Raw genomic sequence first — 19232 nt, forward strand, 5'->3', positions numbered from 1 at the left:
AGAAATCATGAGCATCGAAATCAGAAACGTCAGCAAGCAATTCGGCGACTTCCACGCCCTGCGCGATGTCAGCCTGGACGTGGCCTCGGGCGAACTGGTCGCGCTGCTGGGGCCTTCGGGCTGCGGCAAGACCACCTTGCTTCGCATCATCGCGGGCCTGGAAACCGCCGGCACCGGCAGCATCCTGTTCGCGGGCGAGGACACCACCGATGTCCATGTGCGCGAGCGCCAGGTCGGCTTCGTGTTCCAGCACTACGCGCTGTTCCGCCACATGACGGTGTTCGAGAACGTCGCCTTCGGCCTGCGGGTCAAGCCGCGCGGCCTGCGCCCGAGCGAGGCGCAGATCAAGACCAAGGTGCACGACCTGCTGAAGCTGGTGCAGCTCGACTGGCTGGCCGACCGCTATCCGGCCCAGTTGTCGGGCGGCCAGCGCCAGCGCATCGCCCTGGCGCGCGCGCTGGCGGTCGAGCCCAAGGTGCTGCTGCTCGACGAGCCCTTCGGCGCGCTCGACGCCAAGGTGCGCAAGGAACTGCGCCGCTGGCTGCGCCGGCTGCACGACGAACTGCACGTGACCAGCATCTTCGTCACCCACGACCAGGAAGAAGCGCTCGAAGTGGCCGACCGCGTGGTCCTGATGAACAGCGGCCGCATCGAGCAGGTCGGCTCGCCGCAGGAGGTCTGGGACCACCCGGCGAGCCCCTTCGTCTACGGCTTCCTGGGCGACGTCAACCTGTTCCATGGCCGTTCGCTCGAGGGCGAGGTTCAGGTCGAAGGCATCCGGCTCGACACCCGCGACCAGCAGGGCTTGCGCGACGGCAAGGCGCTGGCCTATGTGCGGCCGCACGACCTCGACGTGGCGCGCTACGCGCCGGGCGCCAGCGGCATCGTCGCGACCCTGACCCGTGCCATCGTGGTCGGACCGATCGCGCGGCTGGAACTGGAACCGGTCGAATCGAATCCAGATAATCCGGGCTCCGGAACCATCATCGAGGCGCAACTCCCTGCGCAACAGTTCCGGGACCTTGGTCTTGGCGAGGGCGACAAGGTGGTCGCCACGCCGCGCAAGGCCAGGGTGTTCGTAGAGGATTGGGTTTCACCTTGAAGTTTTTCGACTGGTATTTCGGCGCGCCGAGGCGCGCCCTGGCGCTGATCTGCGTGGCCTGCATCGCGATGCTGGCCTTCGGCATGTACCTGCAGCATGTGGTGGGCCTCGAGCCGTGCCCGATGTGCGTCGTGCAGCGCTATGCGCTGGTGCTGGTGGCCGTGTTCACCGGGCTCGGCGCGGCCAGCGGCAGCAAGGCCTTGCGCATCGCCACCATCCTGACGGCCCTGGTCGTGGCCGTGGGCGGCGCCTACACGGCGGCGAGCCAGAGCTGGCTGCAGTGGTATCCGCCGGAGGTGGTCTCGTGCGGGCGCGACATCTACGGAATGATCGAGACCTTTCCGCTGCAGCGCGCGCTGCCGATGATCTTCCGCGGCGCCGGCGACTGCTCGCAGATCGACTGGACCTTCCTTGGCCTGTCGATCGCCAACTGGTCGTTCATCGCCTTCACGGGGTTCGGGCTGGCGCTGCTGGTGCTGCTGGCGCGGTCGTTCCGCCGGCCGCCTATCCGGCCGGCGCTCAAGACCGTCCGCTGAGGCCTACAGAGGCAGGGTGTCGAAGGCCGCGTAGGCCGTCGCCAGCCAGGTCTTCACGCGCTGGCGCTCGAGCAGCCCCAGCGCGTGCGGGCCCTCGCGGTCGTTGACCGCCTTCCAGAAGCTCGTGTTGCGCGCATCGATCTTGCGCATGCTGGCGTCGTGCAGCCGGGGCAGGGCGATCACGCGGGCGCCGTGCGCCGTGGCCTTGCTGAGCGACTGCGATCCGAGCAGCAGGCCGAAGTCGTTGCCGCGCCCGTAGTTCTGCACCACGATGTAGTTCGGCCGGTCGCCGAAGGTGTCGATCAGGGTGCCGAGCAGGTCGCTGGAATCCTTGCCGTCGTCCAGCACGTGCCAGAAATTCACCGCGACGCCGAGTTCGGCGAAGACGTCGAACAGGTCCGACTCCTTGATCCAGCGCGACAGCGGCGCCAGCGTCTGGGCCGCGAGGTCGACGATCACGCTCTGCTGCGGATTGGTTTCGAAGCCGTTGACCACCGTGTCGAGGCCCTCGAAGCTGTCCACCACCACCTGCGACGCGAAGCCCTCGTAGAAACGGGTGAAAGAGCTGTGCGAACGGTCCGTGTCGAAGCCCACGAAAGGCCGGCTGTGGTCGATGAAATACTGCGCCAGCACCCGCGCCGTGACCGACTTGCCGACACCGCCTTTTTCGCCGCCGATGAAATTGATGGAGCTCATGAGGTTCCTGCGAGAGTGGGAAGAAACGCGATCGATTCTAGGTGCGGGGCTGGAATGGGCCTGGTGCCTGCAAGGATCGCGCCATGGGCGTCTACGAAACTCGCTGCGCTGCTGTTCGGGGCGCGTGCCGAGGGCACCGGGTGGCCCCCTCCGCGAATGTCCCCCGCCTTCGGCTCCTCCTCTATTTCGCTGCGGGGGCCACCCGGCGCCCTCGGCACGGGCAGCGCCAGGTGGTTCCGGTCAACCAATAACGGCCGTGACGGCTCGCGCCGATGGTGTGCTCTGCGCAGCGAAATAAAGGAGGAGCCCGAAGGGCGGGGGACATTCGCGGAGCAGAGCACACCGTCGGCGTGAGCCCGCCCCCCCGGCCAGAAGCCTCACTTCGGCACCATCGAAAGAAACGGCCCCAGGCTCCCCAGGAACCAGTTCTGGCTGAAGTCGAGCGCCGCGCGCCGGTACTTCTCGTCGGCCTGCGCCGCGAGCAGGTCCAGCCGAGCCACCACCTTGGACAGCTCGCGGTCGACCAGCAGGTTGCGCCCGCGTTCGCTGATCTCGGTGGCCAGCAGCAGCGGCTGCCCGTCGGGGCCGGTCTTCGAACCGATCAGCCACAGCGAGATCTCGAAGTTGCGCGCCGCCCGGTAGCTGTTCTCGGCACTGACGCCGTCGAGCATGTTCTGCTCCCAGGTGTCGCCGTTGGCCTGCTTGAGCAGCGCCGCCCAGCCGACCACCAGCGCGGCGACGCGGTCGCCCTCGAAGGGCTTGGGCGCGGTCTCGAAGGCCAGGCGGACGGCGTCGATGCCATAGGCGCCATGCAACTGCGGCAGCGGCGCGTTCTGCGAGATCGATTCCCAGGTGCGCTGGATCGCCTCGTCGGCGCTGCCGCACCACTTGCGCCATTCGCGCGGATTGCGTCGATAGAGCGAGATCTGCACGCGCCGCACCGACTGCAGGTTGTCGCGCAAGGCCAGGTTGGCGATGCGGTTCGCGCCGCTCTGGAGCCATTCGTTGCTGGCATAGGGTTCGGCGCGCTGGGTGGAGCCGCAGGCCGCGAGCGCCAGGGCCGCCGCGCCGCTGCCGATGAGCCACGCACGGCGAGCAAGACACGGGGAAAGAGGGGAAACGCGCATGGTCCGCACGTTATCATCCTCGCCTCAGGTGGCGGCCTGGCCTGGACGTGCCAGCCGCCGGAATCTGCTTACAAATCAACACCTTGGCACCCAACCTTGGCAAAACAACTGGCTTAGGGCCGACCTGACGTGCGTCTCAATTCCATCAAGCTCTCGGGCTTCAAGTCCTTCGCCGAACCCACCAATTTCCTGCTTCCCGGCCAGCTGGTCGGGGTGGTCGGTCCCAACGGCTGCGGCAAGTCGAACATCATGGATGCCGTGCGCTGGGTGCTCGGCGAATCGCGTGCCTCCGAGCTGCGCGGCGAGTCGATGCAGGACGTGATCTTCAACGGCACGACCACCCGCAAGCAGGCCAGCCGCTCCAGCGTCGAACTGGTGTTCGACAACGCCGACCACCGCGCGGGCGGCCAGTGGGCGCAGTTCGCCGAGATCGCGGTCAAGCGGGTGCTGACCCGCGACGGCAACTCCAGCTACTACATCAACAACCAGCCGGTGCGCCGGCGCGACGTGCAGGACGTGTTCCTCGGCACCGGCCTGGGGCCGCGCGCCTACGCGATCATCGGCCAGGGCACGATCAGCCGGATCATCGAATCCAAGCCCGAGGAACTGCGCCTGTTCCTCGAAGAGGCCGCCGGCGTCTCGAAGTACAAGGAGCGCCGCCGCGAGACCGAGAACCGGCTCGGCGACACGCGCGAGAACCTGACGCGGGTCGAGGACATCCTGCGCGAACTCAACAGCAACCTCGAGCGGCTCGAGAAGCAGGCCGAGGTGGCGGCGCGCTACAACCAGCTCACCGGCGACGCCACGCGCAAGCAGCACCAGCTGTGGTTCCTGAAGCGCACCGAGAGCGAGGCCGACCAGGCCAAGGTCAAGGCCGACGCCGAGCGCGCGATCAACGACCTCGAATCGCGCACCGCCGACCTGCGCCACATCGAGGCCGAGCTCGAAACAGTGCGCCAGGCCCACTACGCGGCCGGCGACCAGGTCAACCAGGCCCAGGGCAAGCTCTACGAGGCCAGCGCCGAGGTCGGTCGGCTCGAAGGCGAGATCCGCTTCGTGGTCGAGGGGCGCCAGCGGGTCGAGCAGCGGCTGGTGCAACTGCGCGAGCAGATGGGGCAATGGGGCACCCGGCGCGACGACGCCGAGGCCGAGATCGAGACCCTGGCCGGCCAGGGCGTGAACGCCGAGGAGCAGGCCGAACTGCTGGCCGCCCAGCTCGAGGAGCACGACGCCCGCATGCCCGAGCTCGAAGACGCGCAGCAGCGGGCCCAGAACGAGGCCAACGCCCAGCGCGCGACGGTGGTGCAGGTGCAGCAGCAGATCCAGGTGCTGGCCGCCGACCAGCGCAACATCGAGGACCAGAGCCGCCAGCTCAACCTGCGCGCCGAGCGGCTGCGCACCGACCAGAACGCGCTCGCGGCGCCCGACGAGGGGCGCTTGCGCGAGCAGCAGGAGCAACTGGCGATGGCCCAGGAGGCGGCGGCCGAATCCGATGCGCGCCTGCAGGAACTGCAGGAAGCCGTGCCGCAGCTCGACGACGACCGGCGCACGCGGCAGCAGGCCGTCAATGCCGAAGGGGCGCGCCACGCCGACCTGTCGGCGCGGCTGGAGGCGCTCAAGGCCTTGCAGGAGAAGGTCAAGACCGACGGCAAGCTCGCGCCCTGGCTCGCCAAGCACGGGCTCGAAAGCCTGCAGGGCCTCTGGAGCCGCATCCACATCGAGCTCGGCTGGGAAGACGCGCTCGAATCGGCCTTGCGCGAGCGCATGGGCGCGCTCGAAGTCAGCCGCCTCGACATGGTCCGCGCCTTTGCCGCCGATGCGCCGCCGGCCAAGCTGGCCTTCTATTCGCCGCCGCTGGCGGGCCTGCCGCCGGGTGCGTCGTCGCTGCCGCGGCTGTCCGACCTGCTGCGCCTGGCCGACGCCGGCCAGCAGGCGCTGCTGGCCGAGTGGCTGCACGGCTGCTTCACGGCCACCAGCCTCGAAGAGGCGCTGGCGCAGCGCGACAGGCTGCAGCCCGGCGAGGTGATCTACATCAAGAGCGGCCATGCGGTCACGGCGCACAGCGTCAGCTTCTATGCCCAGGATTCGGAACAGGCCGGCCTGCTGGCGCGCCAGCAGGAAATGGAGAACCTGGAGCGCCAGCTGCGCGCCCAGACCCTGATCGCCGACGAGTCGCGCACCGCGCTGGCCCGTGCCGAGGCGGCCTACGGCGATGCCGCCCAGCGCCTGGTCGCGGCGCGTCGCGAAGCGGCCGAGACCCAGTCGCAGGCGCACGCGCTGCAGGTCGAGACGCTGCGCCTGTCGCAATTGGCCGAGCAGACGCGCGCCCGCAGCGAACAGCTGTCGAACGACTTGGGCGAGGTGACGGCGCAGCTCGAGGAGCTGCAGGAAAAGCGCATCGCCGCCGAGTCGCGCTTCGAAGAGCTCGACATGCAGCTCGCCGACAGCCAGGAACGCCATGCGCAGCTCGATGAGAAGGTCATCGAGGCCGGCCGTGCGCTCACGGCCAGCCGCGAACAGCATCGCAGCCTCGAGCGCCAGGCGCAGGAAGCCACCTTCGCGCAGCGCACCCTCGAGGCGCGCCGCGGCGAGCTGAGCCGCGCGATCGAGACCGCCAGCCAGCAGATCGTCGCCCTGACCGACGAAGAAGAACGCGCGCGCGCCGAGCTCGGCCGCCTGTCCGACGCCGCCGCCCAGGCCGGGCTGCAGGACGCGCTGTCGCTCAAGCTCGAACGCGAGACCGCGCTCGGTGCCTCGCGCAGCCAGTACGACGACCTGACGATCAAGCTGCGCGCCAGCGATGAGCGCCGGCTGCAGCTCGAGCGCGAGCTCGACCCGCTGCGCCAGCGCATCACCGATTTCCAGCTCAAGGAGCAGGCCGCGCGGCTGGGCTTCGAGCAATACCAACAGCTGCTGGCCGAGGCCGAGGCCGACCTCGAGGCGGTCGCGCTGTCGATCGAGACCGACAAGGTCCGGCTCACCGGCCTGCAGGGCGAGATCGACCGGCTCAACCGCGAAGTGGCTGCGCTCGGCGCGGTCAACCTGGCGGCGCTCGAGGAACTGGCCGTCGCCAGCGAGCGCAAGACCTTCCTCGATGCCCAGTCGGCCGACCTGAACGAAGCCATCGGCACGCTCGAAGACGCGATCCGCAAGATCGACGCCGAGACCCGCGACCTGCTGGGCGGCACCTTCAAGATCGTCAACGAGCACTTCAGCCGGATGTTCCCGGAGCTCTTCGGCGGCGGCAATGCCCGGCTCATGATGACCGGCGACGAGATCCTCGATTCCGGCGTGCAGGTCATGGCCCAGCCGCCGGGCAAGAAGAACCAGACCATCCACCTGCTGTCGGGCGGCGAGAAGGCGCTGACCGCGATCGCGCTGGTGTTCGCGATCTTCCAGCTGAACCCGGCGCCGTTCTGCCTGCTGGACGAAGTGGACGCGCCGCTGGACGACGCCAACACCGAACGCTATGCCAAACTCGTCACAGCCATGAGCCGCGAAACCCAGTTCCTCTTCATCAGCCACAACAAGATCGCCATGGAAATGGCCGAGCAGCTGATCGGCGTGACCATGCAGGAGCAGGGCGTCTCGCGCATCGTGGCGGTCGACATGGAGTCGGCGGTATCGATGGTCGAAGCCGCTTGAGCACCAGGGGCCCATGAGCAATCTCACCGTCGCCCTCGCCATCCTCGGCGGACTGGTTCTCGCCACCGTGGTCGGCTACAACACATGGATGTCGCGCCGCAATGCGCCGAAGCAGCCCGACGCGCCCGCCAGCAGCGAACCGGCCGCGCCGGAGGCCGCTCCCAAGGGGGAGTTCGAGCCCGTGCTGCATGTCGATCCGCACCAGGTCCCCGGCAACGAGCGGCACGAGCCGCTGTTCGATCCGGACCTGCCGGCGCCGAGCGCACTGGCGGCACCGTCGGCCGAGCGCCGCGGCGGCCTCGATCCGCTGATCGACATCATCGCCCCGGTGTCGCTCGACGGCCTGGCCTCCGGCGACGCCGCGATCGCGGCCATGCCGGCAACCCGGCGCGCCGGCAGCAAGCCGGTGGCGGTCGAGGGGCTCAATGAATTCACCGGCGAGTGGGAGCCGGCGGTGGCCGGGCAGCGCTATGGCGCCTTCCAGGTCGGCGTGCAGATGGCCAACCGCACCGGTGCGCTCAACGAGATCGAATACTCCGAGTTCGTGGTCAAGGCCCAGGCCTTCGCCGATGCCCTCAACGGCGCGCCCGAGTTTCCCGAGATGCTCGACGAGGTGGCGCGGGCCCGCGAGCTCGACCAGTTCGCGAGTTCGCACGATGCCCAGCTGAGCTTCGTGCTGCGTGCCCGCCATGCGGCCTGGAGCCCCGGCTACGTGCAGCAGAACGCTTCCCGCCTCGGCTTCGTGGCCGGCATCATCCCGGGGCGCATGGTGCTGCCGGCGGGCGAGCAGGGGCTGCCGCCGATCCTCGGGCTGTCCTTCGATACCCAGGCCGCGCTGGCCGACGATCCGGCGCAGTCGGCGATCCGCGAGCTGACCCTGAGCCTCGACGTGCCGCAGGTCGACCGCGCGGAGCGCCCCTTCGAGCGCATGCGCGAGTCGGCCGCCGCGCTGGCGCGCGAGATGGACGGTGTGGTCACCGATAGCGACGGCCAGCCGCTGCGCGACGAGACCATGGATGCCATCGGCGTCGACCTCGAGCAGCTCTACGACACGCTCGACACGCGCGACCTGTCGGCCGGCTCGCCGCTGGCGCGGCGTTTGTTCAGCTAGTCCGGAGATCCCCATGCCCACGCGCGAAGACGCAGCTCGCGAGGCCGCTGCGCTCAGCGAGCAGCTGCACCGCCACGCCCATCTCTACTACGTGCTCGACGCGCCCGAACTGCCGGACGCCGAGTACGACCGGCTGTTCCAGCGGCTGCAGGCCCTGGAGGCCGAATTCCCCGAACTGCGCACCCCCGATTCGCCGACCCAGCGGGTCGGCGGCAAGCCGCTCGACGGCTTCGCCAAGGTGCGCCACAAGGTGCCGATGCTGTCGATCCGCACCGAGACCGACATCACGCCCGCCGGTGCCAGTGCCTTCGACGCCCGGGTCCGCAAGGAGCTCGGACTGGCCGAGGATGGGCCGCAGGTCGAATACGTCTGCGAGCTGAAGTTCGACGGCCTGGCGCTGAACCTGCGCTACGAGGACGGCGTGCTGGTGCAGGCCGCGACCCGCGGCGACGGCGAGATCGGCGAGGAAGTGACCCAGAACATCCGCACGGTGCAGCAGATCCCGCTGCGCCTGCAGGGTGAGGCATCGGCCATTCCGCCGGTGGTCGAGGTGCGCGGCGAGGTCTACATGCGGCGCGACGACTTCGACGCGCTCAACGAGCGCCAGCGCGAGAAGATCGCGGGCGGCCAGAAGAATGAGAAGGTCTTCGTCAATCCGCGCAACGCGGCGGCGGGCGCGGTGCGCCAGCTCGATCCGGCGATCGCGGCCCAGCGGCCGCTGAGCTTCTTCGCCTACGGCCTCGGCGAGGTGACGCCGCCCGAGCAGGGCGGGCCGGACTGCCCGACGCAGTTCGACTGGCTGCAGCAGTTCAGCGCCTGGGGCTTCCCGGTGGCGGCGCAGAACGCACGGGCCCGTGGCGCCATCGAACTGATCGCCTTCCACGAGACCATCGGCCGCCAGCGCGACACGCTGCCCTACGACATCGACGGCGTGGTCTACAAGGTTGACAGCATCGCGTTGCAGCGGCAGCTAGGCTTCGTCTCGCGAGAGCCGCGCTGGGCGGTCGCCCACAAGTACCCGGCCCAGGAGCAACTCACCGAGGTGCTGGCGATCGAGATCCAGGTCGGGCGCACCGGCAAGCTCACGCCGGTGGCCAAGCTGGCGCCGGTGTTCGTCGGCGGCGTGACCGTGACCAACGCGACCCTGCACAACGAAGACGAGACTCGGCGCAAGGACGTGCGCGTGGGCGACACGGTGATCGTCCGGCGCGCCGGCGACGTGATTCCCGAGGTGGTCGGCGTGCTGCCCGAGAGCGCGGCTCGGCCCGAAACCGAACGCGGCCCGATCTTCACGATGCCGCACAAGTGCCCGGTCTGTGGATCGGACGCGGTTCGCGAGGAGGGCGAGGTCGACTACCGCTGCACCGGCGGGCTGTTCTGCGCAGCGCAGCGCAAGGAAGCGATCCTGCATTTCGCGGCCCGGCGCGCGCTCGACATCGAAGGCCTGGGCGACAAGCTCGTCGAGCAGCTGGTCGATGCCGAGCTGATCCGCACGCTGCCCGACCTCTACAAGCTGGGCTTCACGACGCTGGCCGGCCTGGACCGCATGGCCGACAAGTCGGCCAACAACATCGTCGCGGCGCTGGAGGCGTCGAAGAAGACCACGCTGCCGCGCTTCCTGTTCGGGCTCGGCATCCGGCACGTGGGCGAAAGCACGGCCAAGGACCTGGCGAAGCATTTCGGCAAGCTCGACGCCATCATGGACGCGAGCGAGGAGCAACTGCTCGAGGTCAACGACGTCGGTCCGGTGGTCGCGACCAGCCTGCGCACCTTTTTCGACCAGCCGCACAACCGCGAGGTGGTCGAGCAGTTGCGCGCCTGCGGCGTCCACTGGGAAGAGAGCGAGCCCGCCGCCCGCGCGCCCAGGCCGCTGGCGGGAAAGACCTTCGTCATTACCGGTACCCTTCCTACGCTGGGTCGCGACGAGGCGAAGAACAAACTCGAAGAGGCCGGCGCCAAGGTGGCGGGCTCGGTGAGCAAGAAGACCGATTACGTGGTGGCCGGCGCCGAGGCCGGCAGCAAGCTGGACAAGGCGCGCGACCTCGGCGTGACCGTGATCGACGAAGCGCAGATGCTGGAAATCCTCGCCCAAGGACTATCCTGAGATTGTTTCGTTTTCCCGGTCAACAGGCGGGCGCGCCGGCCGTTGAATCGAAGATGACCCAGGAGGTCCGGATGAAGCGATTTCGTTCTGTGTCGGCCACCATCGCCGTGGGGGGCGCCGCCTTGCTCGGCGGCTGCGTGGCGCCCGGTCCGTACTACGCGGGCGCGGCCTACCCCTACTACGCCGACCCGGTCGTGGTGGCGCCATCGGTCTACATCGGCGCCGCCGGCTACTACGGCTGGGGCGGCTACTACGGCGGCTACCGCTATCCGGGGTGGCCTGGCTACTACGGCCGGGCCGGCTACTACGGGCATCCGGGCTACTACGGTCGGCCCGGGTACTACGGTCGGCCCGGGTACTACGGTCGGCCCGGGTACTACGGCAGGTACTACGGACGACGCTAGGCCACCGCGATAATCGCGCATGGCCATCCGCGAAATCCTCAAGATGGGCGACCCCCGGCTGCTGCGCATCGCGCAGCCGGTCGCCGCCTTCGACACCGACGAGTTGCACCTGCTGGTGCGCGACATGTTCGAGACCATGTATTCGGTCAATGGCGCCGGGCTCGCTGCGCCGCAGATCGGGGTCGACCAGCAACTGGTGATCTTCGGCACGGACACGGTGAACCCGCGCTACCCTGATGCGCCGATCGTCCCGCGCACGGTGCTGCTGAACCCGGTCGTCACGCCGATCGGGGACGAGGAGGAAGAGGGCTGGGAGGGCTGCCTGTCGGTGCCGGGCCTGCGCGGCGTGGTGCCTCGCTTCGCGAACATCCGCTACACCGGCTTCGACCCGTACGGGGACCCGATCGATCGCACGGTGAGCGGGTTCCATGCCCGCGTCGTCCAGCACGAGGTCGACCACCTGCTGGGCAAGCTGTATCCGATGCGGGTGCGCGACTTCTCGCGCTTCGGCTTCACCGAAGTGCTGTTTCCGGGGCTCGATGCGGGCGAGGATGACTGAAGGCTGAACAATGAGTCGAGGGCCGTTGCATCGATTTCGAGCGCAACAGCCATCGTTCTGCGCATCGTGGTGTGCGGTGTCTTGTTCGATGCATTGATCCCCCTTTCTCCCTTCATCGTCGAATCCGGGACTTTCAGCGAATCCTGTCCGTGGGATTCTTGATTTTTTCCGGCACCCAGTTTCTTGCTCCGGGATTTGCCAATGCGGGGGAGCCCGAGCAGCTGCTTCTTGTCTCCACGCTTGGCTGCATCGGCAAACCCGCGAAGCGCACGGCGGGTAGCCGCGACTTCGACGGCGCGGCGCGTCTCGCAGACCGCACCGGCCGATCGAAGCCGCTTTCAAGCTAGTTCAGTCGCCCGCTGGTGCCGCCCAGGCTGAAACGCCCGGCGCCCAGGAACGCCACCGCCAGCGCCGCGAACAGGAACATGCCCTGCAGTTCAAGCGCCCAGCCGCCCGACTTGCCGATGACCGTCAGGTCCTTGATGTGGACCAGCCAGATGGCGACCAGCATGTTGATGACCGTGATCCAGGCCGCCGGACGGGTGTAGACGCCGATGATCAGGAGCACTGGCGCCAGCAACTCGCCCACGTAGACCAGGTAGGCGAGGGCGCCCGGCAGGCCATGCGAAGTCAGCATGCCCTCGACGAAGCCAACGCCGTTGCTGAGCTTCGAGATGCCGTGAAGCAGGATCAGGATACCCAGGGCCAGACGCAGGACGAGCTTGCCGGTGTCATCGGAACGGATCATGTGAAAAACCTTTCGTTGCTAAAAACAGGCGCGATTGTGGTCGATCTGGCGCGGAGGTGTCGAACGACGACCTTGCCGCGTCGACGATAGCCACTTGTGGGGGCGTGGCGACATGCCGCAAACCAGTTCCTGCCCGCCCCACGTAAACTGCCGCCCTGCCGTCATTTCGAAGAAAAGAGGACCACCGCATGAATTCACGCATCCGCCCGGCGCTCGCCGCAGTCGCCGCCATCCTGGCCTTCGCGGCCGCGCCGGCTTTCGCCGGCAAGACGCTCGACGCCGTCAAGCAGCGCGGCACCGTCAAGTGCGGCGTGACCAACGGGGTGGCCGGCTTCTCGGCGCCCGACACCCAGGGCAACTGGTCCGGGCTTGATGTCGACACCTGCCGCGCGATCGCCGCGGCCGTGCTCGGCGACGGCAAGAAGGTCGAGTTCGTGCCGCTCAATTCGCAGCAGCGCTTCTCGGCCCTGCAGGCCGGCGAGATCGACATCCTGGCGCGCAACACCACCTGGACGCTGACCCGCGACGCATCGCTCGGCTTTCACTTCACGACCATCACCTACTACGACGGCCAGGGTTTCCTGGTGCCCAAGAAGCTCAAGGTGACGAGCGCCAAGCAGCTCAAGAACGCCACCATCTGCACCCAGGCCGGCACCACCAACGAAAAGAACGTCGCCGACTGGTTCAAGGCCCAGAACATCCCGGTCAAGACGGTCGTGTTCGAGAGCTTCGAGGCTTCGTTCAAGGCCTTCTTCGCCGGCCGCTGCCAGGCGTTCACGACCGACACCTCGGCGCTCGCGGGCCTGCGCAACAAGGAAGCTCCGAACCCCGACGACTACGTGATCCTGCCCGAGCTGATCTCCAAGGAGCCGCTGGCGCCGCTGGTGCGTCGTGGCGACGACGAATGGTTCGCGATCGCCAAGTGGGTGCCCAACGCGCTGATCGAGGCCGAGGAGTTCGGCATCACCCAGGCCAACATCGACGAGCTCAAGGCCTCCAGCAAGGACCCGGCGCAGCAGCGCCTGGTCGGCAGCGGCGACGACCTCGGCAAGCTGCTGGGACTCGACAAGGACTGGTCCTACCGCGCGATCAAGGCGGTCGGCAACTACGGCGAGATGTTCGAGCGCAACGTCGGCCCGAAATCGGTGCTCAAGCTGCCGCGCGGCTCGAACAACCTCTGGAACAAGGGTGGGCTGATGTACGGATTGCCGGTGCGATGAGCCGGCGCCGGGCCGCCTGGCTCGCCTGGGCCCTGCAGGCCCTGCTGATCGCGGCGATCGCGTCCGGCGTCTTCTGGCTGGTTCAGCATGCGCTCGAGGTGCTTCGCAGCCGCGGCGTGCACTCGGGCTTCGACTTCCTGCTGCAGCCGGCGGGTTTCGAGATCTCCGAGGGCTGGCTCGATTTCGATGCCGGCCAGCCGTTCTGGCGCGCCTTCCTGGCCGGCCTGATCAACACGGTGCGCGCCGCCGTGCCGGCCGCGCTGATCGCGGTCGTGCTCGGCACGCTGGTCGGCATCGGCCGGCTGGCGCCGCACGTGCTGGTGCGCGGGCTTTGCGGCGCCTATGTGGAGACGATCCGCAACGTGCCGCTGCTGGTGCAGCTGCTGATGCTGTACTTCGCGCTCACCCAGTTGCTGCCTGATTCCACCGAACCGCTCGAACTGCTGCCGGATGTCTGGCTCAGCAAGGGCGGGCTGTCGCTCCCCTGGCCGGTGCGGGAGGAGGGCGCGTGGTGGCCCAGCCACCTCGAATGGCCCGAGCGCGGCAGCTTCAATGTCAGCGGCGGTGCGGCGCTGAGTCCCGAATACCTGGCGGTGGTGACCGCGCTGGCGCTCTACACCGCCTCCTTCGTCGCCGAGATCGTGCGCGCCGGCATCGCGTCGGTCGCGCAGGGCCAGAAGCTGGCCGCCCAGGCGCTGGGCCTGACCGGGTGGCAGCAGCTGCGCATCGTGGTGCTGCCGCAGGCGCTGCGCGTGATCGTGCCAGCCCTCACCAACCAGCTGCTGAGCCTGACCAAGAACTCCTCGCTCGCGGTGGCGGTCGGCTATCCGGAGCTGGTCTCGATCGCCAACACCTCGCTCAACTCGACCGGCCGCGCCTTCGAGTGCATCGCGGTGATCATGGCGGTGTACCTCGGGCTCTCGCTGCTGATCTCCTGGGCCATGAACCGCTACAACGCGCGCGTCGCGCTGCGGGGCTGGCGATGAGCGTCGGTGTTCGGGCGCCGATCGCATGGCGCAAGGAACTGTGGGGCTCGCCGCTGCGCGCGGCCTTCACGCTGGCGCTGCTGCTGCTGTTCGCCTGGGCGGGGTTCCACGCGTTCGAATGGGCGGTGCTGCAGGCCGTGTTCCATCCGGATGCGCAGGCTTGTCGGGCCGTGCCGCATGGCGCCTGCTGGGGTGTCATCGCCGAGAAGTGGCGACCGATCCTGTTCGGCCGCTATCCCTACGAAGAGCAGTGGCGGCCGGCGGTCGCCGTCACGCTGCTGTCGCTGACCACGCTGCTGAGCGCCTGGCCGCGCAGCTGGCGCTGGTGGCTGCTGCCGCTCTGGCTGGTTTCGCTGTCCGCGTTCGGGGTGCTGATGCGCGGCGGTGTAGCGGGACTGGGGGCGGTGGCGACGAATCGCTGGGGCGGCCTGCCGCTCACCATCGGGCTGGCGGTCGTCGGCCTGGCGCTGGCCTTTCCGCTGGCACTGGTGCTCGCACTCGGCCGGCGCTCGGAGTGGCCGCTGATCCGCACCCTGTGCGCGACCTACATCGAACTGGTGCGCGGCGTGCCGCTGATCTCGGTGCTCTTCATGGCTTCGTTCCTGCTGCCGCTGCTGTGGCCCGCCGGCTGGCAGCCCGACGTGCTGGTGCGGGTGCTCGCCGGCCTGTCGCTGTTCGTCGCCGCCTACCTGGCCGAGATCATCCGCGGCGGACTGCAGGCGGTACCGCGCGGCCAGGTCGATGCCGCGATGGCGCTCGGCTTCGGCCGCTGGCCGGTGCAGCGCGACATCGTGCTGCCGCAGGCGCTGCGGCTGGTGGTGCCGGCCCTGACCAACAACGTGGTCGGCACCTTGAAGGACACCTCGCTGGTCACCGTGGTGGGCCTGTTCGAGCTGACCGGCGCGCTGGGCCTGGCGCTGGGCGGCGACCCGACCTGGCGGCCGTTTTACCTCGAGGGCTACCTGTTCATCGCCGCCGTGTACTGGGTGCTGTGCTTCGGGCTGTCGCGCTACAGCGGCTGGCTGGAAAGGCGGCTGTCGAGCGGGCACAGTTGAATCGCATCGACGGCTGGCATCGCCTTCAGGTCTTGCGGATCGTCAACTCGGCGAAACCGGTCGCAGGATCGAACTCGCGGGTGAACCGCCACGCCGGCAGCCATGCCACCAGCAGCTCGGCGGTCGTGCGCACGATGCAGCCCGGCGCGACATGGCCCCCGCGCACCCGGCCTTCGGAATCGGACACGCTCATGTGCAGGTGCGAGCCGGTGGGCGACAGGGTGCCCGCCAGCGTCAGGATCTCCAGGTCGCCGAGCAGGGTCGCGGGTGTCTCGATGCCGGCGTAGCGCAGGCGTGCGGCGCCCAGGCTGCCGATCCCCGAGAGCACGAACCCGGCCGCGCAGCTCCGCGCGGCCAGCGCCGCATCGAGGGCGCCGCGCAGGTCGTCGCCGGGGTGCAGGCGCAGCGGCGTCGCTTCCACCTCCGGCTCCTCAGGCCGCCAGCGCCTCGAGCAGCTCGGTCTCGATCGCCAGCTGGGCCCGCTGGCCCTGGAGCTCCGGGCCGCTGATCAGGAAGGTGTCCTCGACCCGCTCGCCCAGGGTCGTGACCTTCGCCAGCTGCAGGTTCAGGTGGTGGCGCGCCAGCACGCGGGCGACCGAATAGAGCAGTCCGGCGCGATCGCTGGCCGAGATGCTGAGCAGCCAGCGCTGCGCCTTCTCGTCGGGCAGCAGGCTGACGCGCGGCTTGATCGGGAAGCTGCGCACCCGGCGCGAGACCCGGCCCTTGCTCGGCGCCGGCAGCGGGCCGGCCTCCCTGAGCGTCTTGGCCAGGCCGGTCTCGACCATGCTGATCAGGTCGCGGTAGTGCTCGGGGATGAAGGTGGTCACGACCTGGAAGGTGTCGAGCGCGAAGCCGTTGCTCGCCGTGTGCACCTTGGCGTCCAGGATGCTGAAGGACGACTGGTCGAAGTAGCCGCAGATGCGCACGAACAGGTCGGCCTGGTCAGGCGTGTAGACCACCACCTGCAGGCCTTCGCCGACCGGCGACAGCCGGGCCCGCACGATCGGCGGCGTGTGCGGATCGATCGGCACGCCGGCATGCGGTACGTGGCGCGACAGCTGCTTGGCGTGCCAGGCGATCTCGTTGGCGTCGTGGCGCATGAAGTAGCCGACATCGAGCGTCTCCCAGAGCGCCTTGTGCGCATGCAGGGGCTCGGCGTACAGCGCCAGCTGCACCAGCGCCTCGCGCTTGCGGGCCTCGATCTCGGCGCCGGGGTCGGGCATGCGGCCGCCCAGCACGCGCGAACTCAGCCGGTAGAGGTCCTCGAGCAGCTTGCCCTTCCAGGCGTTCCAGACCCTCGGCGAGGTGCCGCGGATGTCGGCGATGGTCAGCAGGTAGAGCGCCGTGAGGTAGCGCTCGTTGCCCACGCGCTTGGCGAAGGCGCCGATCACCTCGGGATCGCTCAGGTCCTGCTTCTGCGCCACCTGGCTCATCACCAGGTGCTCCGAGACCAGGAACTCGATCAGCTTGGCGTCTTCGCGCGGGATCTCGTGCTGGCGGCAGAAGCGCCGCACGTCGCGTGCGCCCAGGGTCGAGTGGTCGCCGCCGCGGCCCTTGGCGATGTCATGGAACAGCGCCGCGATGTAGAGGATCCAGGGCTTGTCCCAGCCGGCCGCCAACTGCGAGCAGAAGGGGTATTCGTGCGCATGTTCGGCGATGAAGAAGCGCCGCACGTTGCGCAGCACCATCAGGATGTGCTGGTCGACCGTGTACACATGGAACAGGTCATGCTGCATCTGGCCGACGATGCTGCGGAACACGCGCAGGTAGCGCCCCAGCACCGAGGTCTGGTTCATCAGCCTGAGCGCGTGCGTGATGCCGCGCGGCTCCAGCAGCATCCGCATGAAGGTCGCGTGGTTGACCGGGTCGTTACGGAACTTGCTGTCCATCACGTGGCGCGCGTTGTAGAGCGCCCGCAGCGTGCGCGCCGACAGGCCGTTGACGCCGATGGTCTTCTGATAGAGCAGGAAGGTCTCGAGGATCGCGTGCGGATCCTTCAGGTAGAGGTCGTCGCTGGCGACCTCGATCAGGCCGCCCTTCTCGAAGAAGCGCTCGTTGATCGGCGTCGGCTGGTCGGCCTGCGGCTGCAGCTTCTCGGCGATGTTGAGCAGCAGGATCTGGTTGAGCTGGGTGACCGCCTTGGCGGCCCAGTAGTAGCGCCGCATCAGCGCCTCGCTGGCCTTGCGCTGCGACTCGCCGACATAGCCGAAGGTGGCGGCCACCGCGGTCTGGAGGTCGAACACCAGCCGGTCCTCGCGGCGATTGGCAGTGACGTGCAGGCGGGCGCGGATCAGGCTCAGGAGCGCCTCGTTGCGCTTGATCTGCTGGATCTCGAACGCGGTCGCCAGGCCATTCCTGGCGAGGTCGTCCCAGCGGTTGCCGAAGCCCGCGGCCTTGGTCATCCACAGGATGGTCTGGAGGTCGCGCAGGCCGCCTGGCGACTCCTTGCAGTTGGGTTCGAGCGCGTAGGGCGTGTTGTCGAACTTCTGGTGGCGGTGCCGCATCTCCTGCGACTTGGCGGCGAAGAAGGCCTGCGGGTCGATGGCGGCGAAGAAGTTCTTGCGGAAGCTCGCATAGAGCTTCTTGTCGCCGATCACCAGGCGCGATTCGAGCAGCGAGGTCTGGACCGTGACGTCCTTGGCGGCTTCGTCCAGGCATTCGGAGACCGTCCGCACGCTGGAGCCGATCTCGAGCCCGGCATCCCAGCACTGGCCGATGAAGGCCTCGAGCCGTGCCGGCTCGACCCCGCTGTCCTCGCCCTCGGGCAGCAGCAGCAGCACATCGACGTCGGAGTAGGGAAACAGCTCGCCGCGCCCGAAGCCGCCCACCGCCACCAGCGCCAGCCGGTGGCCGAAGCCGGCGTCGGCCCACAGCGCGCCGAGCGTCTCGTCGGCCAGCGCCGCCAGCTGCCGCAGCACGGTGTGGACGCTGCGCGTCGGCGCCCGCGCGCTGCGCAGCTGGTCGAAGAGCGCCAGCTTGTGCGTGCGATAGGCGTCGCGCAGCGAGGCAATGTCGACCATGGGCGCCAGGAGCAGCCGGCGCGGTTTCAAGCCGCGGCGCTGACGAAGGCCGGCACGGGTGGGCTGCCGGCCGACAGCGTCAGCACCTCGTAGCCGGTCTCGGTGACCAGCACCGTGTGTTCCCACTGCGCCGACAGCGAGTGGTCGCGGGTGACGATGGTCCAGCCGTCGTATTGGCCACCCTTGGCGTCTTCCTTGATCTCGCGCTTGCCGGCGTTGATCATCGGCTCGATCGTGAAGGTCATGCCCGGCTTGAGCTCCTCGAGCGTGCCCGGCCGGCCGTAGTGCAGCACCTGCGGCTCCTCGTGGAAGCCCCGGCCGATGCCGTGGCCGCAGAATTCGCGCACCACCGAGAAGCCGTTGCTTTCGGCGAAGCGCTGGATGGCGAAGCCGATGTCGCCGAGATGGGCGCCCGGCTTGACCTTGACGATGCCGTGCCACATGGCGTCGTAGGTGAAGGCGCACAGCCGCTTGGCCGCGATCGAGGCATCGCCGACCACGAACATCCGGCTGGTGTCGCCGTGCCAGCCGTCCTTGATGACCGTGATGTCGCAATTGATGATGTCGCCCTTCTTGAGCGGCTTGTCATTCGGGATGCCGTGGCAGACCACGTGGTTGACCGAGGTGCAGATCGACTTGGGGTAGGGCGTGCTGCTGGCGCCCATGTAGTTCAGGGGCGCCGGAATGGCGCCCTGGACCTGCGTGATGTAGTCGTGGGCGAGCTTGTCGATCTGGTTGGTCGTGACGCCGGGCACGACGTGGGGCGTGAGGTAGTCCAGGACCTCGGAGGCCAGGCGGCAGGCCACGCGCATGCCGGCGACGCCCTCGGCGTCTTTGTAGGTAATGCTCATGGCCGGAATTATCCCATCCGAGCCGTTAAAATTCAGGGTTAGCGCGGATGGCCCCAGTCAGCGGCCGC

17 protein-coding genes are annotated in these 19232 nt (G+C 68.6%); 11 read left to right on the forward strand and 6 right to left on the reverse strand.

Features of this window, described 5'->3' with window-relative positions; translation table 11 throughout:
* The first annotated feature begins 7 nt into the window (after positions 1 to 7).
* Together QZH52_RS22355 and QZH52_RS22360 are read left to right on the forward strand one after the other, a co-directional pair.
* On the forward strand, positions 8 to 1102 hold the full coding sequence (locus QZH52_RS22355) for a sulfate/molybdate ABC transporter ATP-binding protein (RefSeq protein ID WP_286531962.1): 1095 nt from the start codon (positions 8 to 10) through the stop codon (positions 1100 to 1102).
* Positions 1099 to 1638 carry a disulfide bond formation protein B gene (locus QZH52_RS22360; RefSeq protein WP_301812773.1) on the forward strand — a complete coding sequence of 180 codons (540 nt, stop codon included), beginning with the start codon at positions 1099 to 1101 and terminating at the stop codon, positions 1636 to 1638. Before QZH52_RS22355 ends, QZH52_RS22360 begins: the two co-directional genes overlap by 4 nt.
* Before the next feature lie 3 nt (positions 1639 to 1641).
* On the opposite strand, the gene QZH52_RS22365 is transcribed toward QZH52_RS22360, so the two are convergent.
* Both QZH52_RS22365 and QZH52_RS22370 read right to left on the reverse strand, forming a co-directional pair.
* Positions 1642 to 2334 carry a P-loop NTPase family protein gene (locus tag QZH52_RS22365; protein ID WP_286527688.1) on the reverse strand — a complete coding sequence of 231 codons (693 nt, stop codon included), beginning with the start codon at positions 2332 to 2334 and terminating at the stop codon, positions 1642 to 1644.
* A 377-nt stretch (positions 2335 to 2711) separates the two neighbouring features.
* Positions 2712 to 3461, reverse strand: coding sequence for a hypothetical protein (locus tag QZH52_RS22370; protein ID WP_301812774.1), 750 nt, complete (start codon positions 3459 to 3461; stop codon positions 2712 to 2714).
* 129 nt (positions 3462 to 3590) lie between these two features.
* Between QZH52_RS22370 and smc the strand changes: the two genes are divergently transcribed.
* From smc to QZH52_RS22400, 6 genes are all read left to right on the forward strand, one after another.
* Entirely contained in the window at positions 3591 to 7106 is a 3516-nt protein-coding gene (gene smc, locus QZH52_RS22375; protein ID WP_301812775.1) for a chromosome segregation protein SMC, read from the forward strand.
* A gap of 13 nt (positions 7107 to 7119) precedes the next feature.
* The gene (locus QZH52_RS22380; protein WP_286531959.1) at positions 7120 to 8217 is read left to right on the forward strand and encodes a cell division protein ZipA C-terminal FtsZ-binding domain-containing protein; all 1098 of its coding nucleotides are present in this window, start codon (positions 7120 to 7122) and stop codon (positions 8215 to 8217) included.
* A gap of 13 nt (positions 8218 to 8230) precedes the next feature.
* Positions 8231 to 10321 (forward strand): NAD-dependent DNA ligase LigA, encoded by a 2091-nt coding sequence (gene ligA, locus QZH52_RS22385; protein ID WP_301812776.1) that lies wholly within the window; start codon positions 8231 to 8233, stop codon positions 10319 to 10321.
* A gap of 71 nt (positions 10322 to 10392) precedes the next feature.
* Positions 10393 to 10725 carry a hypothetical protein gene (locus tag QZH52_RS22390; protein ID WP_301812777.1) on the forward strand — a complete coding sequence of 111 codons (333 nt, stop codon included), beginning with the start codon at positions 10393 to 10395 and terminating at the stop codon, positions 10723 to 10725.
* A 19-nt stretch (positions 10726 to 10744) separates the two neighbouring features.
* Positions 10745 to 11284 carry a peptide deformylase gene (def, locus tag QZH52_RS22395; RefSeq protein WP_286527675.1) on the forward strand — a complete coding sequence of 180 codons (540 nt, stop codon included), beginning with the start codon at positions 10745 to 10747 and terminating at the stop codon, positions 11282 to 11284.
* A gap of 149 nt (positions 11285 to 11433) precedes the next feature.
* Positions 11434 to 11631 (forward strand): hypothetical protein, encoded by a 198-nt coding sequence (locus tag QZH52_RS22400; protein ID WP_301812778.1) that lies wholly within the window; start codon positions 11434 to 11436, stop codon positions 11629 to 11631.
* On the opposite strand, the gene QZH52_RS22405 is transcribed toward QZH52_RS22400, so the two are convergent.
* Complete coding sequence (locus tag QZH52_RS22405; RefSeq protein WP_301812779.1) at positions 11628 to 12032, reverse strand: DoxX family protein; 405 nt, start codon at positions 12030 to 12032, stop codon at positions 11628 to 11630. The two genes, QZH52_RS22400 and QZH52_RS22405, sit on opposite strands and share 4 nt — an antisense overlap.
* A gap of 188 nt (positions 12033 to 12220) precedes the next feature.
* On the opposite strand from QZH52_RS22405, the gene QZH52_RS22410 reads away from it, so the two are divergent.
* From QZH52_RS22410 to QZH52_RS22420, 3 genes are read left to right on the forward strand one after another with little or no spacing between them, the layout of a single operon-like run.
* The gene (locus QZH52_RS22410) at positions 12221 to 13252 is read left to right on the forward strand and encodes an amino acid ABC transporter substrate-binding protein (RefSeq protein ID WP_301812780.1); all 1032 of its coding nucleotides are present in this window, start codon (positions 12221 to 12223) and stop codon (positions 13250 to 13252) included.
* Entirely contained in the window at positions 13249 to 14238 is a 990-nt protein-coding gene (locus QZH52_RS22415) for an amino acid ABC transporter permease (protein ID WP_301812781.1), read from the forward strand. The genes QZH52_RS22410 and QZH52_RS22415 overlap by 4 nt, the downstream gene beginning before the upstream one ends.
* The gene (locus tag QZH52_RS22420; protein WP_301812782.1) at positions 14235 to 15293 is read left to right on the forward strand and encodes an amino acid ABC transporter permease; all 1059 of its coding nucleotides are present in this window, start codon (positions 14235 to 14237) and stop codon (positions 15291 to 15293) included. Before QZH52_RS22415 ends, QZH52_RS22420 begins: the two co-directional genes overlap by 4 nt.
* Before the next feature lie 25 nt (positions 15294 to 15318).
* On the opposite strand, the gene QZH52_RS22425 is transcribed toward QZH52_RS22420, so the two are convergent.
* Genes QZH52_RS22425 through map form a run of 3 tightly spaced genes read right to left on the reverse strand, consistent with a single transcriptional unit; the run spans position 15319 to position 19164 of the window.
* On the reverse strand, positions 15319 to 15714 hold the full coding sequence (locus tag QZH52_RS22425; protein WP_286531940.1) for a PPC domain-containing DNA-binding protein: 396 nt from the start codon (positions 15712 to 15714) through the stop codon (positions 15319 to 15321).
* 10 nt (positions 15715 to 15724) lie between these two features.
* The gene (locus QZH52_RS22430; protein WP_301812783.1) at positions 15725 to 18313 is read right to left on the reverse strand and encodes a [protein-PII] uridylyltransferase; all 2589 of its coding nucleotides are present in this window, start codon (positions 18311 to 18313) and stop codon (positions 15725 to 15727) included.
* Positions 18314 to 18339: 26 nt separating this feature from the next.
* A complete protein-coding gene (gene map, locus QZH52_RS22435; protein ID WP_286531938.1) occupies positions 18340 to 19164 on the reverse strand; it encodes a type I methionyl aminopeptidase in 825 nt (274 codons plus the stop codon).
* Positions 19165 to 19232: the final 68 nt, after the last annotated feature.

It is taken from the genome of Variovorax ginsengisoli (assembly GCF_030486595.1).
GTDB classification, from domain to species: Bacteria; Pseudomonadota; Gammaproteobacteria; order Burkholderiales; family Burkholderiaceae_C; genus Variovorax; species Variovorax ginsengisoli_B.

Excerpts from the sequence above, each read along its gene's own strand:
- QZH52_RS22410 (WP_301812780.1), top strand. The coding sequence starts at position 12,221 with ATGAATTCACGCATCCGCCCGGCGCTCGCCGCAGTCGCCGCCATCCTG.
- QZH52_RS22365 (WP_286527688.1), bottom strand. The coding sequence starts at position 2,334 with ATGAGCTCCATCAATTTCATCGGCGGCGAAAAAGGCGGTGTCGGCAAG.
- ligA (WP_301812776.1), top strand. The coding sequence starts at position 8,231 with ATGCCCACGCGCGAAGACGCAGCTCGCGAGGCCGCTGCGCTCAGCGAG.
- QZH52_RS22420 (WP_301812782.1), top strand. The coding sequence starts at position 14,235 with ATGAGCGTCGGTGTTCGGGCGCCGATCGCATGGCGCAAGGAACTGTGG.
- QZH52_RS22415 (WP_301812781.1), top strand. The coding sequence starts at position 13,249 with ATGAGCCGGCGCCGGGCCGCCTGGCTCGCCTGGGCCCTGCAGGCCCTG.
- def (WP_286527675.1), top strand. The coding sequence starts at position 10,745 with ATGGCCATCCGCGAAATCCTCAAGATGGGCGACCCCCGGCTGCTGCGC.
- map (WP_286531938.1), bottom strand. The coding sequence starts at position 19,164 with ATGAGCATTACCTACAAAGACGCCGAGGGCGTCGCCGGCATGCGCGTG.
- QZH52_RS22370 (WP_301812774.1), bottom strand. The coding sequence starts at position 3,461 with ATGCGCGTTTCCCCTCTTTCCCCGTGTCTTGCTCGCCGTGCGTGGCTC.
- QZH52_RS22355 (WP_286531962.1), top strand. The coding sequence starts at position 8 with ATGAGCATCGAAATCAGAAACGTCAGCAAGCAATTCGGCGACTTCCAC.
- QZH52_RS22380 (WP_286531959.1), top strand. The coding sequence starts at position 7,120 with ATGAGCAATCTCACCGTCGCCCTCGCCATCCTCGGCGGACTGGTTCTC.
- QZH52_RS22390 (WP_301812777.1), top strand. The coding sequence starts at position 10,393 with ATGAAGCGATTTCGTTCTGTGTCGGCCACCATCGCCGTGGGGGGCGCC.
- QZH52_RS22405 (WP_301812779.1), bottom strand. The coding sequence starts at position 12,032 with ATGATCCGTTCCGATGACACCGGCAAGCTCGTCCTGCGTCTGGCCCTG.
- QZH52_RS22430 (WP_301812783.1), bottom strand. The coding sequence starts at position 18,313 with ATGGTCGACATTGCCTCGCTGCGCGACGCCTATCGCACGCACAAGCTG.